Raw genomic sequence first — 16746 nt, 5'->3', positions numbered from 1 at the left:
CGGCACCGCTCGGATACGGGCAACGTCGGGCTTACATGATCATCTTGTTTCCCACCATCTCGACCGAGCTCTGCATTTGCTTGAGATCGACGGCCGTCTGGCTATAGCCGTATTGGGTATAGCTGATGCTCAATCCTGTCTGGCTGACGGACAGGCCGTTTACGTTCATGCTCGATGCGTTGATGTTATTGGCGTGCGTGGCATTGATAGTGGTGCTGGCTCCGATCTTCATGCTCTGGTTCGTTCCAACGGTCAGCTCATTCTTGTTGCCGATGTAAGTGGAACTGGTATCGCTGACCGTCAGTTCTGTCTTTGTTCCGATGGTGGTCAACGTCTTGTTTCCGACGGTCAGGTTGGTCTCGTTGGAAATGATGGTGGAGGTGACGTTTCCGATCGTGGTCGAGGTGTCGTTCGCCATCTTCGTCGACGTGACGTTGCCGATGGTGGTGCTGGTGATATTCCCTTCCGTGGTGGATGTGACGTTTCCGACGGTCAGCGAAGTGGCGTTGCCTTGAGTGGTCGAGAACGTGTTTCCTACCGTCGTCGAGGTGGCATTGCCCTTCGTGAACGACCAAGTGCTGCCCATGGTGGTCGAATGCGAGCTGCCCATGAGCACCGAGGCCGCGTTGCCGTGAGTCAGCGATACGGTCGATCCGTTGGTGATCGATTCGGTGCTGCCGTTGGTCATCGAGAAACTGTGGCCGTTCAGGAAGCTGGTGCTGTTGCCGTTGATGTCCGAGAACGAGCTTCCGTTGAGGATGCTGGTCTGGGTGCCTGTAGTGATCGAGACGGTGTTTCCGAACACGGCGTTGACGCTCAGGCCCTGCACGGACACGCTGAACATGCTCGCCGCTTCGCTGCTGATCTTCTCGCTGATGTCGGACAGCCCGGAAGAGACGTTCGCCGGGTTCTCCGCGTCGACCTGGCTGGTGTGCTGCCGCTCCGGCGGGGGCATTTCCACGCCCTGCGCGCTGGCCGCCGCCGCCGCCGCGGCGCTGCCCGCCTTGGCCTGCTGGGCCTGGCCGGCCATGGTGACGATGTTGGTATCCGGCACCACCCCGGGCGCGGTTGGGGGCAGAGTGCCTGCCGCCCCCCCATTGAGCAGCGGCAGTGGGCTTTGCTGGCCATCGTGGGGAGTCAGGATGGTGCCGACCGTGACCAGTAGCTTGTTGGCTACGGTGAGGGTCGAATCGTGTTCGGCGGAGACGTCGTAGTCGCGCTCGGCGTGCAACCGGACTTGCTCGCTGCCCTTCTTGTCCTCGAAGCGCAGCATGTTGGCGTTCTCCGGCCCGCCGCCGGGAGTGCGGGTGACGAATCCGCTCTGGGTGCAGGACACCGGCATTTCGAACGGCGGCATCTGGTCTGCGTTGTAGATGCGTCCGGTGATCAGCGGCCGGTCCATCTGGCCGTTGAGGAAGTCGACCACCACCTCCTGGCCGATGCGCGGCACGTGCACCGAACCGTAGTTGGTGCCGGCCCAGGCGTCGGACACGCGCACCCAGCAGGAACTGTTCTCGTCGCTGTTGCCGTAGCGGTCCCAGCGGAACTGCAGCTTGACCCGGCTGTACTGGTCGGTCCAGATGATCTGTCCCGGCGGGCCGACCACCACCGCGGTCTGCGGGCCGGTCGCCTTGGGCACCGGCGTGGCGCAGGCGGCGCGGAACGGCAGTTGCGCCGGTTGGACGGTGAAATCGATGTCGTAGCGGGCGTCGTTGCTGCCGGTGGCGTAGCCGCCTTCGCGCAGGTCGTAGTCGGCCGCGACGATCAGGTACTGGCGGTTCTCGTTGTCGCGCGGGCAACCGGTCAGCGAGAACAGTCCGCCGCAGGCGATCGCGCGTACGGTGCTGTGGGCGCGGATGCGCGCATGCTCGGCCTGCTCGGCTTCCAGGCGGATGCGCGCGTAGTGGGCCCCTTGATCGGCCTCGATGTAGCCGCCCTGCCAGATGTATTTCTCGAACTGGGCGTGGTCGTGCTCCATCTCATGGGCCAACGACTGCCCGAGTTTGGCGCCGGGTTTCTTGAAGTCGTAGTCGTCGACGCTGTAGACGCCGGAGCGGACCTCCTCGGCGCTGCGCCACTGGTCGATGCCGGGTTCGTCCTGCAGCGCCAGGCGGTCGTGCGAGATATAGGGCAGGGTGGCGTAGCCGGGCAACTCGTCGTGCGATCCCAACTCGTCGGCCAACACCAGGGTCTGCTGGCCCAACTCGTGCTTGAAGTAGTAGTAGATGCCCTCGTGCTCCATCAGCCGGCTGACGAAGGCGAAGTCGGTTTCCTGATACTGGACGCAATACTCCCAGTTCCGATAGTTGGCCGACACCCGCTTTTGCACCGGGAAGCCGTATTTGGCGAACACCTCGTCGAGGATGTCGAGCACGTTCTTGTTCTGGAAGATGCGGCAGTCGATGGTCCTGGTCAGGTACCACAGGCTGGGACGCAGGGTCAGGGTGTAGATGTAGCTGCGCGGGGTTTCGGTTTCGCGCCCGCTGAGTTCGCAACGCACGATCTGCCCGCACAGGTGGCGGCGGTCGTGGTTCTGGGTTTCGATTTCGAGGGTGAGGGCTTTGCCGAGCAACGATTTCATGTCGATGGTCGGATCGTCCGAAACCAGTTCGACGGTGAACTCGTACAGCGAGGACAGCTGCTCGGTGCCGCGCAGGCTGCGGAAACGCAGGCTGTCCGCGGGCAACGGGGTATGTGCGACGACGACTCTGTTCATGCCGGGTCCGTCAGTGCGTGTGGAGGATCGATGGGGGTGGGGAAGAAGCGGTGGGCGAGGGTGCCGCCCTGGTCGTGCAGCTCGACGGAGCGCAACGGCTGGCCGTCGGCGACGGCGGCGATGACCGCGCGGCTGATCGGCGGCAGCACGGTGTCGACGATTACCGACTCGATCACGCGGCCGCCGGAGCTGCGTTGCACGCAGCGTTCGCGGATCGCATCGACTGCGTCCTCGCCGTAGACGAAGCCGATGTCGTGCTGCACCCGCATGCGCTCGGCGATGCGGTCCAGTTGCAGGCGCACGATGCGGCCAAGGGTGTCGTCGTCGAGCGGGCGGTACGGCACGATCGTCAGACGGCCGAGGAAGGCGGCGGGGAAGATCTGCAGCAGCTCGTCATGGAGCTTTGGCGCCAGGGCGGCGGCATCGTCCGCACGATGCGCGGCGATGAGTTCGTCGCCGGCGTTGGAGGTCAGGATCAGGATGGTGTTCTTGAAGTCGATGCGGCGGCCTTCGCCGTCTTCCATCCAGCCCTTGTCGAACACTTGGTAGAACACTTCCAGCACGTCCGGGTGGGCCTTTTCGACCTCGTCGAGCAGGACCACGCTGTAGGGGCGGCGGCGCACCGCCTCGGTCAGCACGCCGCCTTCGCCGTAGCCGACATAGCCCGGCGGCGAGCCGCGCAGGGTGGCGACGGAGTGGCCTTCCTGGAACTCGCTCATGTTGAGCGTGATCAGGTTCTGCTCGCCGCCGTACAGCGCCTCGGCCAGGGCCAGCGCGGTTTCGGTCTTGCCGACGCCGGAGGGGCCGCACAGCAGGAAACAGCCGATCGGCTTGCCCGGATCGTCGAGCTTGGCGCGGGAAATCTCCACCCGGCGGGCGATGGCTTGCATCGCTTCGCCTTGGCCGAGCACCCGCCGTTGCAAGGTCTCGGTCAATACCAGCACGGCCTGGGCTTCGTCCTTGACCATGCGTCCGACCGGTATGCCGGTCCAGTCGGCCAGTACCGCGGCGACCGCGTCGGCGTCGACCGCCGCAGTCACGAGCGGCGCGGGCTGCTGGAGTTCGCGCAGTTGCGCCTGGACATCGGCGAGTTCGGCGCGCAACCGCGCTGGATCGGACCGCTCGGCGCCGCCCCGAGCATCGGCGTGCGCACCGGGCTCGCTGCAGTCGTCGCCGTTTGCCGTGTCGGCGGCGTCGCCGAGCCGCTCCAGCGCGGCGCGGGTTTCGCCGATGCGCGCTGCCAGCTCGCGCTCGCGTTCCCAGCGCGCCAGCAGTCCGTCCAGGCGCAGGCGGTGCTCGCGCAATTCCGCGTCCAGCCGTTCCGGCCGGGCTTCGTCGCCGGCCTGAATCCGTTGTTCGCGCCGGGCTCGATGCAGTTCGATCTCGAGCGCGTCGATCCGTTGCCGCAACGCTTCGACTTCGGCCGGTGCAGCGTGCTGGCTCAACGCGACCCGGGCACAGGCCGTGTCGAGCAGGGCGATGGCCTTGTCCGGCAGTTGCCGTGCCGGGATATAGCGGTGCGAAAGCCGAACCGCGGCGGCGATGGCGTCGTCCAACAGCAGCACGCCGTGATGCGCCTCCAGGCGCACGGCCAGGCCGCGCAACATGGCTTCGGCCTGCGGCTCGGACGGTTCCGGCACCTGGATCGCTTCGAACCGACGGCTCAACGCGGCGTCTTTCTCGATGTGCTTCTTGTACTCGCTCCAAGTGGTGGCGCCGATCGTGCGCAGCTGGCCGCGCGCCAGCGCGGGCTTGAGCAGGTTGGCGGCGTCGCCGGTACCGCTGGCGCCGCCGGCGCCGATCAGGGTGTGCACCTCGTCGATGAACAACACCGTCGGCTGTGCGCTGCCTTCGACTTCCTCGACGATCTGGCGCAAGCGCTGTTCGAACTCGCCTTTCACCCCGGCGCCGGCCTGCAGCAGGCCGAGGTCGAGCGCGCACAGGCGCACGCCGCGCAACGGCGGCGGCACGTCGCCGCTGACCAGGCGCAGCGCCAGGCCTTCGACCACCGCGGTCTTGCCGACCCCGGCCTCGCCGGTCAGCAGCGGATTGTTTTGGCGCCGGCGCATCAGCGTGTCGATGACCTGGCGGATTTCGTCGTTGCGGCCGACCACCGGGTCGATGCCGCCGCTGCGTGCGCGCGCGGTCAGGTCGACCGCATAGCGCGCCAGCGCCGACTTCTCCTGCGCGCCGGCGGGTGCTGCCGGCGGCGCGGCGGCCGCAGCGTCGGCCTGCGGCTGTTCGCGCGAGCCCGCGACCGCGGCGGGGAGGCGTTCCAGCAGCGCGTCCGGCTGCAGCTTGCTCAGTTCGCCCGAGATGCCGCACAGCACCTGGCGCAGGCTGCTGGAGTTGAGCATGCCGGCCAGCAGATAGGCGCTGCGGATCTGCGCCTGCTCGTAGCGCAGGCTGGTATAGACCCAGGCTCGCTCGACCGCCTCGTCGATGAAGCTGGAGAAATCGGCGATCGCGCTGGCGCCGCGCGGGAGACGGTCGAGCGCGGTGTTGAGGTCGGCGGTCAGACGCGCCCAATCGAGAGAGAAATGCTGGGACAGGCGGTGCAGGTCGCTGTCGCTTTCGTGGGCGATCTGGTGCAGCCAGTGCGCGAGTTCGACATAGGGATTGCCGCGCAGCTTGCACAATGCGGTGGCCGACTCGAGCGAGCCGAGCAGGAACGGGTTGAGTCTTCCGTAGAGCGCCTTTCGGCTGATGTTGGTCATGACGGGTCCAGGGAGGCTGCGGCCGCGGCGAGGTCGACGGTCAGGCGCTGTTCGGGGGAGTAGGTGAGATCGCCGGCGTCGCGGTCGCTGCGGCGTTCGCCGAGCCAGGCGTCCCAGCCCAGGCGCGCGCCGCCGTCCAGCCGCGCCGACGGCACCTGGTCGCGCGCCAGCACCGGCCGCACCCGCCAGGCGAATTCCAGACCGACGTAGTTGCGCACCCACTGCAGCATTTCGCGGACCGAGTCGGCGTCGGGGTGCCATCTGCGGTACTCGCTCAGCGACAGCGGGCCGATCACGATCTCGAAGGTCGACTGCACGTCGAGCACCGCGGCGCCGAGCACTGCGCCGCGGCCCAGCGGTTGCCTGGCACCGCGTCCGCACAGGCGCGTTCGTCGCGACGGCGGCACTGCGACCCAGGTTTCGACCCACTCCCGGATCCGCACCGGCAGGCCGAAGTAGGTGGCGAGGATCTGCTGCAAGCCTTCCGGATTGCGGGTCTGGCGGCTCAAATGCCCGGCCATGAACAACTTGGCGTGATCGGGCACGCGGTCACGCTCGCGCAAGCCGGGCTGGCCCAGGTGGATCAGGCTGGCCACGTAGTCGCCGAAGCGGGCGCCGCCGCGCAAGCCGCGGTCGAGGCTGGTGGTCGCCTGCGCGTCGGCCCAGGCGCGATAGAACAGCAGGAGCAGACGATGGTGGAACAGATCGGCGAAGCGGCTCATCGTCGGGTCGTTGTGGTGCCGGGCGCGATCGCGCGCGTACTCGGTCAGGTGCAGCGGCAGCGGGCCGTTGGGGCCGAACAGGCCGAAGCTGAAGACCGATAGCCTGGGGACCGAACCGACGCCCCGTTCGACTCCGGCCAGGGTCGAGGGCGCGAAGGCCAGGCTGGGCTCCTGGCCCAGACGCAGCGGTTCTTCGGCCGGGCGTGCCGCGCGGCCCAGCGGTGTGCGGTGCTCCATGCGCGCATCCAACCAGCGTAGCAGGTGATACAGGTCGTATTCGTGCGGCGCTTGCGCGAGGCGTTGCCAGACGTCGGCTGAGCACGCACCGGCATTGCGGTCGATGACCGGCGCGGGATCGAGCGGAGCCCATTCGGTCGCGGCGTTCATGCCACCGGCCTCCGTCCCAGCCGCGGCGGCCACTGGTGCACCGGACCGCGCTGCAAGCTGTGCAAGGCCAGCTCGACGAAACTGTTCAAGGCCACATGGCGGGCCAGGAATTGCTCCAGAACCGAGCCGAACAGGTAGGGGCTGGTGCCGCTGAACGCGGTTTCGTCCAGGCTCAGCTCGATGCGCACGCCGCGCGCCAGCACGATCGGCCCGAGCGCGGGCATCGGCCGATGCACCGGTTCCAGGCGCACGGACCGCAGTCCTTGGATCTGCCGATCCAGCGCCGATCCGGGCCGGCCGGCATAGAGTCCCAGCAGTTCGCGCAAGGCTTGCGCGCCCTGAACCTCGTCCAGGTCGGTCAAAGTCAGATGATTCAGGCCGAGATGGCTGATCAGGCGCCACGCCGCTTCGCCTTCGGCCAACGCCGGTCGCGGCGGGGTCGGGCCGTGCAGAAGTCGGATCGATGCCACCGGGGCCGACACGCGCAAGCTCAAGCCGTGTTCGGCCGGTCGCAGGCGCATCGGCAGGTCGCGATTGCTGCACCACATCTCCACCGACAACTGACGCAAATCGTCGGCGTGCGGGGCTTCCTGCGCATCGACCAGGCTCAGGAACACCTCGCTGCCGGCATAGCCGGAGCGGTGCTGCGTCGCCTGCGTGGGCGCACCGGCGATGCGCGGCTCGCGACGCAGGGAGAAGAACCGGCCCTGCTCGCTGCCGTCGCGCAGGCAACTGTAGAAGGGGTGGAACGCCCACTTCTCGCCGCTTCGGGCGCCGTGGCCGACCACCTTGTCGACGCTGTAGACCTCGTAGTCGAGCGGCTTGGTCCGGTCCGGGACCAAGTGGTGTTCGTAGCGCTGAGTCGATACCGGAATACGGTCGCTGGTCCTGCGCTGCAGGTTTATGACCGGGGTGCAATGCAGGGCCAGGCTATGCGTGCCGATGCTCGCCTCCAACTCGGCGTCGGCGGCGTCGAACAGCACGCTGATCTCCATCGCCTGGCCCTGCGCGCGTTGGATGGCGGCGTCGAGCCCATGCAGGCTGCAGAACAGGCCACGCGCCGGCATGGCGAAGTACTCCTGCAGAATCCGATAGCCCTGGAAGCCGCGAGGCCCGGTCGGCAGCAACGCTTCGTCGGCGTCGAAGCCATCGTGGCGCAGCGTGTCGGCGGCCAGGGCCTGGTGCCAGCGCAGCGGGCGCTCCGGATCGTGGCAGACCACCGCTACGGTGCGGCACAGCAGCCATTCCAGCAGGCGCGAGGCCTCGCGGTCCGGGCCGCTGAGATGCAGTGCCAGGCGTTCCAGCGACAGCTCGCGCAAGGGCATCGAGCCCTGGGTCTCCAGACGCAGGCGCAGGCAACCGCGCACCCGTCGCGCCAGCCCAAGCGCCGCCAGCGGCAGGTCGCCCGGCTCGCCCGAGAACGAGACCGCGCTCAGCCGCAGTGGCCACATGGTGACGGCATGAGCGGTCCGGAACTCACAGGCGGTCTGGCGTTCGTTGTCGGGCTTGGCCTGCACGGCGGTGCCGGCGGGCAGGGTGAAGCCGGCGCGCAGATTGCCTTCGCGCACATTCGGTTCGAATGCGACGATGGCCATCGACGGCGTCGGCGCCAGATAGCCGGGGTAGACCACGTCGAGCAGGCGCTGCGAGAAGCGCGGGAACTCCGCATCCATCTTCAGCTGGATGCGCGCGGTCAGGAAGCAGAAGCCCTCCAGCAGGCGTTCGACGTAAGGGTCGGCGCTTTCGCCCTCGCCCAGGCCGAGCCGTCCGGCGACCTTGGGATGGAGCTGCGCGAACTCGGCGCCGAGTTCGCGCAGATAGCCCAGCTCGCGGTTGTAGTAGTGCAACAGGCGCGCGTCCATGTCACTCGGCCCGTTGTGCGCGCAGGGAAATATGACCGCTTTCCAGGTCGATCTCGGAGCGGAACGAGAAGGCGGTGGCGCGGTCGGGCGATATCACGTCGCCCTGGATCAGCAAGCTCAGTACGTTTCCGGTCGCGCGCGGGCCGGTTTCCGACAGGCAGCGCACCTGCAACGAGCGGGCGCAGATGCGTGGTTCGAAGCCGACGATGGCCGCGCGCAAGGTGCGTTCGATGTCTTCCCACTCGACTTCGGACATGCGCCTGCCGGCCAGGGCGCTGATGCCGAAATTGACCACCGAACGGCGCGCATGCGGATACGCGGCGAAGTCGACGTCCGCTTCCAGATTGCTGGTGTTGAGCAGCCAGCTCAAGTCGCGCAGCAGCGCATCGCGCAGCCGCGATGGCGCCGACGGGTCGATGTCGGGCGCGCCCTGGCGCTCGACCGAGCGATCGGTGAGGCGGTCGAGCAGGCTGGCCTCGCCGCCGGCCTTGCGGGCCGGAACGGTCGGGGTCGGTGCTGGCGCCAATGGATTCATGCGATCGACTCGGATCAGGGCGGGACGGATGGGGGAGGGCGATGGAGCGACGGGGAGGGAGCGAAACAGGATCCGGAACGGTGCCGACGGCAGCCTCCGGCGACGCCGGATCGGGTCCGGCGGTCGGCGACCGTCTTTTCGGGGCGGCCGCAAGATGCGGCCCGGCGACACCGTCCCGGAGTCCCGGAACGCACTGGACCCGACCCGGTCCAGCCTTCGATGCATGTGCGGCAGCGGGGGGCCGATGCCGTGCGGGTCGGAAACAGCGGTACTTACATTTCGCGGTTCTGCTTGATGTCCCAAGTCAGCACGCTTTCGCCGCCGCGAGTGCCCTGGTCGGTCTGCTCCCAGTACTGCTTGGTGACCTTGGCGGCCTGGAAGGTGTAGTCCATCAGGATCGCGTCGCTGTCGTGATCGGCGTTGTGCTCGACCGCGGTCACCAGCACTTCGTTGAGGGTGATGCGCAGGTACTCGACCTGGGTGCCGCCGGCCTTGCATACCGAGATCTCGACCGACGGCAGATGGCGGCCGTTGGCGCAGTACTTGAGGATCGCCGGCGAGGCCTTGTCGATCACCGCGGTGACCTTGAGGTCGTTGAAGCTGGCCTTGCCGGTGCCGCCGCCGGAGCCGGTGGCCATGCTGCCGGGCTGCTTGGCGCCCCAGGCATAGGAGCGCACGTTGCTCCAGCCGCGGTGGTTGGCGTCTTTGGCTTCGCCGACGACGCCGTCGACGCGCAGATACATGTCGATTGCCATTTCGTTTCCTCTTCAGTGAGTGATTGCTTGCAATGGCGTCTCAGGCGACGCCTTCCTTCAGCGAGGGGAGCTTGGACACCAACCGCAACGAAACCGTCAGGCCTTCCAGCTGGTAATGCGGGCGCAGGAAGAACTTCGCGTTGTAGTAGCCAGGGTTGTCTTCGACTTCCTCCACGATGACTTCGGCCGAGGCCAGCGGCTTGCGGGCCTTGGTGTCCTGGGACGAATTCGCCGGGTCTCCATCGACGTAGCCCATGATCCAGTCGTTGAGCCAGGTCTCCATCTCGGTGCGCTCGCGGAATGCGCCGACCTTGTCGCGGACGATGCACTTCAGATAGTGGGCGAATCGGCAGCAGGCGAACAGGTAGGGCAGGCGCGCGGACAGCTTGGCGTTGTCGGTCGCCTCCGCATCCGTGTATTCGAACGGACGCTGCAGCGACTGGGCGCCGATGAAGGCGGCGAAATCGGAGTTCTTGCGGTAGACGAAGGGCATGAAGCCGTTCTTCGCCAGTTCGGCCTCGCGCCGGTCGCTGATCGCGATCTCGGTGGGGCATTTGATGTCCACGCCGCCGTCGTCGGTCGGGAACGTATGGGTCGGCAGATTTTCGACCGCGCCGCCGGATTCGACGCCGCGGATCGAGGTGCACCAGCCGTAGGACTTGAACGAGCGGTTGATGTTGGTCGCCATCGCGTAGGCCGAGTTGATCCAGGCGTAGCGGCCGTGGCTGGCGCCCTCGGTGTCCTCTTCGAAATCGAAGTCGTCGACCGGGCTGGTGCGGATGCCGTAGGGCAGGCGGGCCAGGAAGCGCGGCATGGCCAGGCCGATGTAGCGCGAGTCCTCGGATTCGCGCAGGCTGCGCCAGGAGGCGTACTCGGTGTTCTGGAAGATCTTGGTCAGATCGCGCGGATTGGCCAGTTCCTGCCAGGAGTCCATCTGCATCACCGCCGGCGACGCACCGGCGATGAAGGGACAGTGCGCGGCCGCGGCGATCTTGGCCATCTCGCCCAGGGTCTCCACGTCCTGCGGACTGTGGTCGAAGTAGAAATCGCCCACCAGGCAGCCGAACGGCTCGCCGCCGAACTGGCCGTACTCTTCTTCGTAGATCTTCTTGAAGATCGCGCTCTGGTCCCAGCCGATGCCCTTGTAGCGCTTGAGCACGCGGCTGAGTTCCTTCTTGCTGATCGGCATGCAGCGGATCTTCAGGGTCTCGCTGGTCTCGGTGTTGTTGACCAGGTAGTGCAGGCCGCGCCAGGCCGATTCCAGTTGCTGGAACTCCGGGTGGTGGAGGATGGCGTTGATCTGTTCGGACAGCTTGCGATCGATCTCGGCGATGATCGCCTGCACGGTCTGGTAGGTGTCGGAGGACACGGTGACGGTGTTCTCCAGCGCCTGCTGCGCGAGCGTGCGCACAGCGCTTTCCACGGCCTGCTTGGCCTGATCGGTCTTGGGTCGCAGTTCGCGGTACAGCAGGCTGGAGAAGTCGTCCGCCTGCAGGGCGTCGGCGGCGTGCGCCGCCTGGGCGACGGCGTTCTTCTCGATCGATTGGGTCTGGGTCTTCATCGGCGGTGTCCTGGCTCAGCGGCGGTGGCGCAGCGGTGCGTGGTTCAGTCGACGCTGTCGTCGCCGGCGGGCGCGGAGGCATCGACAGCGGCCGCGGGCTTGGGCGCATTGGCCAGGGCCGCCAGCAGCGCCGGTTCGCGCAGCGCGCGCGCGATCAGTTCTTCGGCGGCGTTTTTGCCGTCCATGTAGGACAACAGATTGGCCAGCTGCACACGGGCTTCGAGCAGGCGGCTCAGCGGCTCGACCTTGCGCGCGACCTGGGCGGGCGAGAAGTCGTCCATGCTTTCGAAGGTGACGTCGACCAGGAGGTCGTCGCCTTCGGTGAGCTTGTTCGGCACCTGAAACGCCACGCGCGGCGCCACTGACTTGAGCCGCTCGTCGAAATTGTCGACGTCCACTTCCAGGAACTGGCGTTGTTCCAAATTCTTCGGCGGCGTTTTAGACTTGCCGGCCAGATCGGCCATCACGCCCATCACGAAGGGGATCTCGACCTTGCGCTCGCTGCCGTACAGTTCGACGTCGTACTCGATCTGGACGCGCGGCGCGCGATTGCGGCCGATGAATTTCTGGCCGCCGGACTTTTGCTTGAGTCCCTTCTTGACGTTGGTGTTGACCACGGCGATTCCTCTGGTTCGGCTTGAAAGGGCGGGGTGGAGCGGTACGAGCGCCGGTCAGTCGGCGGGCGCGGGTGCGATGCCGGCGACGGTTTCGATCTGGGCCAGCGAGGCCGGGGCGAGTTCGCGCACGATGTCGTAGAAGCTCATGTCCATCAGCCGCAGCGCGCGGCGGATCAGCAGCGGAGCGGGGTGGCTGGGTTCGTGGCGTTCGAGGTAGGCGCTCGCCATCTCGAGCACCGTGGCGACGTCGCGACGCGAGCGCAGCTGCAAGAGCGCGGCGTTGGACGGCGCCGCGGCGGCGTCGGCGGCGATTTCGCTCTCGCAGTTCGCGACGGCGTCGGCGGCGATCGAAGCCGGCGATTCGTCGGCAACGGCGCAAGCGGTTTCGATCGCATGCAGCGGTTGCTCGATCGCGCCGAAATCGGGAATGAAGCCGGTGCCGAGTTCGAGCGCGAAGCGGGCCTTTATCCGCGCCAGCGACGCCAGTACGGCCGGAATGCCGGCGATGTCGGCTTGGCCGTCGGCGTGGGCGCGGCGCAGTTGCCCGATCAGCATGCCCTGTTCGGTAGTGGCCACGGCGGTCGAGTTGACCAGCGCGATGGCGGCTGCAGCGTCGCGGACGCTGACCGTAGCGCCGCGCCGGTCGCGCAACAGCGTTGCATTGCGCAGCGAACGCACCATCCCTTCGGGCGCGTTCAAGGCGGCGACGGCGTTGAGGCGCGGCAGAGGATCGTGCTCGTCGAGCGCGTCCAGGCGCGGATGCAGTTCGGTCCAGTAGCGGTCCAGCCAGGCGGCGGTCAGTTCCAAGCCTTGGGCCAGCCCCGGCACCCCCTCGCATTCCAGCTTGGCCCGTGCGATCAGCAGGGCGATGCGCAGATCTTTGGTGCGCGCGCTGAGCTGCAGTGCGCGCCGTTCGACCTCGTTCCAGTCCGGCGGCTCGGCCGGAATGACCGCCGTGCCGGATTGGCGCTCCTCGCGGCCGGCGGCGAGGCGGAGAATATGCAGATATTCCTCGTCATATTCCAAGTCGTCCCCGCACGGGGAGTCCGAGCGGGAATGTTCGTTGATCAGCGTATTCCACTCGCTGCCGTCGTGAAGCGACATCTCCTTTCCCCTGTCCGCGCCGTGATCGAGCAATCGGTCGTCTGTTGGTATGGATAACAATCGCGGTGTCGGCTCGGCAATGAGTGCGACGGGGTGGACGAATGCGACGCAAATCACCCTTCATGAGGCTGAATGTATATTGTTAGCTAGTGATGAACTTGGTTGATTTATTGCTTATGGTTGAAGAAGTGCGCACTTTAATTTGAAATTAATGGCATTTATTAGATCGACATTGCTCGTTGAAGAGGCTGGGTCAGGGCGCACGCCGATCTTGTCAAATTTGGTCATATGAATTTCTACTGAATAGTCATTGATGTCTATTATTTCCCTGCGCCAGCGCACGGTGGCGTATTTGTGATCGAGTAAGTAATTAATTATTCGGCACATATTGATTGGGCTCCAGCGCTATTTTCTTTCCGATTAACTGAGGCGCTCGGTCGTCGTCGGGGCTATCGGTTTGGCCGACAAGCCGATCGGCGAGCTGCATGCCGCGTTGCGGGCGATGGGGCCCCAGGTCTTGCAGGAGGTCGCGACCACCGGCATGCCGTTGCGCGATCGAGACCCCGCGGCCGAACGTGGTGGTCGTCGAGTCGGCTCGCCCTCGCGCGATGCGCTGCAGCCGTCGGCGATGCATGCGAATGCGAATGCGCATGCGCCCATGCGCCCATGCGCAGCCGGCGGTGACGTCCTCCGCCGACGGCGGCGAGGGTTTGATCCATCGTTCGATATAGAACCGGTACAGGTAGGAATCGATCCAGTCGCCGTCGCCGAATCGCAGGACCATGCCGTCTTTCAGCGAATCCGCTGTTCGTCGATGCAGCCTTCGTCGATACACAGGCCGGCCGGGCGCAACGGCGGCCGCGCAGGTCGCGGACGGCGTGGTTGCCGACAGGGCGCCAAGCATGCGAGTGCTGCGCCGGATCGTCGGCAGCGGCGTCGAGCCGATGCATAACGGCGTCGAAAATCGTCGAACTCGGGCCCGCGGGGCGCGCCGGCCCGCGCATCGGCGCTGGCGCGAGCGGTGCCGGCGCAGATGGCGGTGCGCTTGCGCCGCGGTGCGGCGGCGGCTAGCGTGGCGGCGGCCCGCGCTATGCGCATTCGCTCGCTGATCCTCATGACGTCACGTCGCCGTTTCCTGCAACAGTCCTTGCTCGCCGCGTCGGCCGCCGCTTTGCCGGCCGCGCTGCCGGCGTCCGGCGGCGCGAGCGCTGCGCTGCGCGACGGTGCCCGCGTGGTCTCGACCTGGGATTTCGGCGTCGGTGCCAACCAGGCGGCCTGGCCGGTACTGGAAGCAGGCGGTTCCGCGCTCGATGCGGTCGAGGCCGGTGCGCGTTGGGCCGAGGCCGACCTGTGCAACAGCACGGTCGGCCGCTGCGGCAATCCCGATCGCGACGGCGTGCTGACCCTGGACGCCAGCATCATGGACGGCGACGGCCGCTGCGGCGCGGTCGCCGCGCTGGAGGACATCGCCCATCCGGTCAGCGTGGCGCGGCGGGTGATGGAACGTACCCCGCACGTGTTGCTGGTCGGCGCCGGCGCGCAGCAGTTCGCGATCGAACAGGGGTTTCCCAAGCAAGCCTTGCTGACCGACAAGGCGCGCGCGGCTTGGAACGAGTGGCGCAAGACGTCCAAGTATCAGCCGGTGATCAACGCCGAGCGCCTGGACAACGCCAAGCCCGGCGACAAGAGCAACCACGACACCCTGGGCATCCTGGCCATCGACCGCCAAGGCAAGCTGGCCGGCGCCTGCACCACCAGCGGCATGGCCTGGAAGCTGCGCGGCCGGGTCGGCGACAGCCCGATCGTCGGCGCCGGGCTGTACGTCGACAACGAGGTCGGTGCGGCGACGGCGTCCGGCGTGGGCGAAGAAATGCTGCGCAACGCCGCCAGTTTCCTGGTGGTCGAACTGATGCGCCAGGGACGCAGCCCGGACGAGGCCTGCCGCGAGGCGATCGAGCGGGTGGTGCGCAAGCGGCCGCAGGCCAGCAAGACCCTGCAGGTCTGTTTCCTGGCGATCAACAAGCACGGCGAGGTCGGCGCGCACGCTCTGCACCGCGGTTTCGTCTATGCGGTCTGTGACGCGGGCAGGCGCGACGCGCTGCGGGACGCGCGCTCGGTCTACACGACCGAGCAGACCTGAGGCCGGCATGGGCGCCAAGCTGCTGGAAATCTCGGCCAATTCGCTGGCCTCCGCGCTGGCCGCGCAGGCCGGCGGCGCCGACCGGGTCGAGCTGTGCGAGAACCTGGGCGAGGGCGGCACCACCCCGTCCTACGGCGCGATCGCGATCGCGCGCGATCGCCTGCGGATTCCGCTGTACGTGCTGATCCGCCCGCGCGGCGGCGATTTTCTCTACTCCGCCGATGAGCGCGCGGCGATGCGCGCCGACGTGGAAGCCTGCGTACGGCTGGGGTGCGACGGAGTGGTGATCGGCGCGCTCGACGCCGACGGCGAAGTGGATACCGCGGTGTGCGCCGAGTTGATCGCCGCCGCCGGCCCGCTGGGCGTCACCTTCCACCGCGCCTTCGATGCGGCGGCCGATCAGGGCCGCGCATTGGACGCGGCGGTCGCGCTGGGTTGCGAACGCATCCTGACCTCGGGCGGCGCGGCCGACGCGGTCGCCGGCGCGCCGCGCATCGCCGCGCTGGTCGCTCAGGCGGCCGGACGCATCGCGCTGATGGCCGGGGCCGGCCTCACCGCCGACAACATCGTCGCCACGGCGCAGCGTTGCGGCGTCGAACAAGTGCACGCCTCGGCCAAGGCGCCGCGACGCTCGGCGATGCGCCATCGCAACGACGATCTGCCCGGCCTGTCGGCGGATTGGGTGCAGAGCGACGAAGCCCGGGTACGGGCGCTGGTGCGGGCGCTGCGCGGATAAGAGGCCGGAGCGTCGGACGATGGGTTACGAATACAAGGCGATGCCCGACGATCCCGCCGACTACCGGCGGCGGCGCGAGGCCCTGTTGCTGCAGGTCGCGTCCCTGCCGACCTTCGCCGGCCGCGGCGGACCCAATCAGGTCGGGCTGGACGACGCTCCGCAGCCGCTGCGCAACCGGCGCTGGGGCGATCCGGTGCAACTGTGGTTCGAGCCCGATCACGTGCACGTGCTCTGTGCCGGCGCCTTGAGCGAGGCCTTGCGCGTCGATTTGCGCGAGCTGTTGCGGATGATCGGCGGGCGTTACTTGGACGACGACGGCGAGCCTGCGGCGTTCTGAGTCCGACCCGAGGCAGGGGGCGAGGACCGTCGCGGCTGCCAACGGTTCAGGCCGGCGTCGCGAACGGATCCGCCGCGCCCTCCCAGGTGCACAGGATCAACCAAGCGCCTTCGTCGCCGGCATCGGCGACGAAGGCGTCCCAGACCGCGCCCAGCGCTGGACGCAGCGGCGCGTGGATATCGCGCGACAGACGCCGCCAGCGCGGCGCTGCGCCGGCCAGCGCATCCAGGCGAGCGACGAACTCGTCGAACAGCGCGCCGTTGAGCCAGGACTGGGTCGCCGCGCCGCGCATCGGCTTGAGCAGCCAGCGGCGCAGATCGTCCGGCGCCTGCGGCTGCGCCGGGGCCAGCGCGCAGTCGCGCGGGCTCAACCGCAACAGGGCGCAGACTTCGCCCAGCCGGTCGGGCGCCCGGGGGCGCAGATCCAGGCAGTGGAAACGGCTGCCGTCGTCCTTGCGCGCTGCGATCGCGTCCAGCAGCCGGCCGAGCCGGTCGGTCGGAGTAGGGCTCAGTGCGCTCATCGTCGTGCCGGAGGCGAGGGCGGGATTTCATTGTCGA

General features: G+C 67.5%; 14 protein-coding genes. 3 read left to right on the top strand and 11 right to left on the bottom strand.

The window, feature by feature from the left end; genetic code table 11:
- Nucleotides 1-31: 31 nt before the first annotated feature.
- From TX83_RS04430 to TX83_RS04385, 10 genes are all read right to left on the bottom strand, one after another.
- Nucleotides 32-2716, bottom strand: a complete 2685-nt coding sequence (locus tag TX83_RS04430) for a type VI secretion system Vgr family protein (RefSeq protein WP_064746723.1) — start codon at nt 2714-2716, stop codon at nt 32-34.
- Nucleotides 2713-5433, bottom strand: a complete 2721-nt coding sequence (gene tssH, locus TX83_RS04425) for a type VI secretion system ATPase TssH (protein ID WP_064746722.1) — start codon at nt 5431-5433, stop codon at nt 2713-2715. Before tssH ends, TX83_RS04430 begins: the two co-directional genes overlap by 4 nt.
- Nucleotides 5430-6542 (bottom strand): type VI secretion system baseplate subunit TssG, encoded by a 1113-nt coding sequence (gene tssG, locus TX83_RS04420; RefSeq protein ID WP_079248044.1) that lies wholly within the window; start codon nt 6540-6542, stop codon nt 5430-5432. Before tssG ends, tssH begins: the two co-directional genes overlap by 4 nt.
- Nucleotides 6539-8404, bottom strand: a complete 1866-nt coding sequence (tssF, locus tag TX83_RS04415) for a type VI secretion system baseplate subunit TssF (protein ID WP_064746721.1) — start codon at nt 8402-8404, stop codon at nt 6539-6541. The genes tssG and tssF overlap by 4 nt, the downstream gene beginning before the upstream one ends.
- Before the next feature lies 1 nt (nt 8405).
- The gene (gene tssE, locus TX83_RS04410) at nt 8406-8939 is read right to left on the bottom strand and encodes a type VI secretion system baseplate subunit TssE (RefSeq protein WP_222423712.1); all 534 of its coding nucleotides are present in this window, start codon (nt 8937-8939) and stop codon (nt 8406-8408) included.
- A gap of 272 nt (nt 8940-9211) precedes the next feature.
- Complete coding sequence (locus TX83_RS04405; protein ID WP_064746720.1) at nt 9212-9694, bottom strand: Hcp family type VI secretion system effector; 483 nt, start codon at nt 9692-9694, stop codon at nt 9212-9214.
- Between the two features lie 40 nt (nt 9695-9734).
- Complete coding sequence (tssC, locus tag TX83_RS04400) at nt 9735-11255, bottom strand: type VI secretion system contractile sheath large subunit (protein WP_064746719.1); 1521 nt, start codon at nt 11253-11255, stop codon at nt 9735-9737.
- Nucleotides 11256-11299: 44 nt separating this feature from the next.
- Complete coding sequence (tssB, locus tag TX83_RS04395) at nt 11300-11872, bottom strand: type VI secretion system contractile sheath small subunit (RefSeq protein WP_064746718.1); 573 nt, start codon at nt 11870-11872, stop codon at nt 11300-11302.
- Between the two features lie 54 nt (nt 11873-11926).
- Nucleotides 11927-12976 (bottom strand): type VI secretion system protein TssA, encoded by a 1050-nt coding sequence (tssA, locus tag TX83_RS04390; RefSeq protein ID WP_064746717.1) that lies wholly within the window; start codon nt 12974-12976, stop codon nt 11927-11929.
- A gap of 370 nt (nt 12977-13346) precedes the next feature.
- Nucleotides 13347-13880: a hypothetical protein gene (locus tag TX83_RS04385; RefSeq protein ID WP_141233346.1), complete on the bottom strand. Its 534-nt coding sequence runs from the start codon at nt 13878-13880 to the stop codon at nt 13347-13349.
- Between the two features lie 210 nt (nt 13881-14090).
- Here TX83_RS04385 and TX83_RS04380 point away from each other — a divergent pair, with 210 nt between their 5' ends.
- Genes TX83_RS04380 through TX83_RS04370 form a run of 3 tightly spaced genes read left to right on the top strand, consistent with a single transcriptional unit; the run spans nt 14091 to nt 16189 of the window.
- Nucleotides 14091-15116 carry a N(4)-(beta-N-acetylglucosaminyl)-L-asparaginase gene (locus TX83_RS04380; protein ID WP_064746753.1) on the top strand — a complete coding sequence of 342 codons (1026 nt, stop codon included), beginning with the start codon at nt 14091-14093 and terminating at the stop codon, nt 15114-15116.
- 7 nt (nt 15117-15123) lie between these two features.
- Nucleotides 15124-15852, top strand: a complete 729-nt coding sequence (locus TX83_RS04375; protein WP_064746715.1) for a copper homeostasis protein CutC — start codon at nt 15124-15126, stop codon at nt 15850-15852.
- Between the two features lie 19 nt (nt 15853-15871).
- Nucleotides 15872-16189 carry a hypothetical protein gene (locus tag TX83_RS04370; RefSeq protein ID WP_064746714.1) on the top strand — a complete coding sequence of 106 codons (318 nt, stop codon included), beginning with the start codon at nt 15872-15874 and terminating at the stop codon, nt 16187-16189.
- 46 nt (nt 16190-16235) lie between these two features.
- Here TX83_RS04370 and TX83_RS04365 read toward each other — a convergent pair whose 3' ends face one another.
- Nucleotides 16236-16709, bottom strand: coding sequence for a hypothetical protein (locus tag TX83_RS04365; RefSeq protein WP_064746713.1), 474 nt, complete (start codon nt 16707-16709; stop codon nt 16236-16238).
- Between the last annotated feature and the right edge of the window lie 37 nt (nt 16710-16746).

The sequence above is a fragment of the Lysobacter antibioticus HS124 genome, assembly GCF_000336385.2.
GTDB lineage: Bacteria > Pseudomonadota > Gammaproteobacteria > Xanthomonadales > Xanthomonadaceae > Lysobacter > Lysobacter firmicutimachus.
Note: the sequence above shows the minus strand (reverse complement) of the source record. Positions and strands in the feature narration are given on the sequence as shown.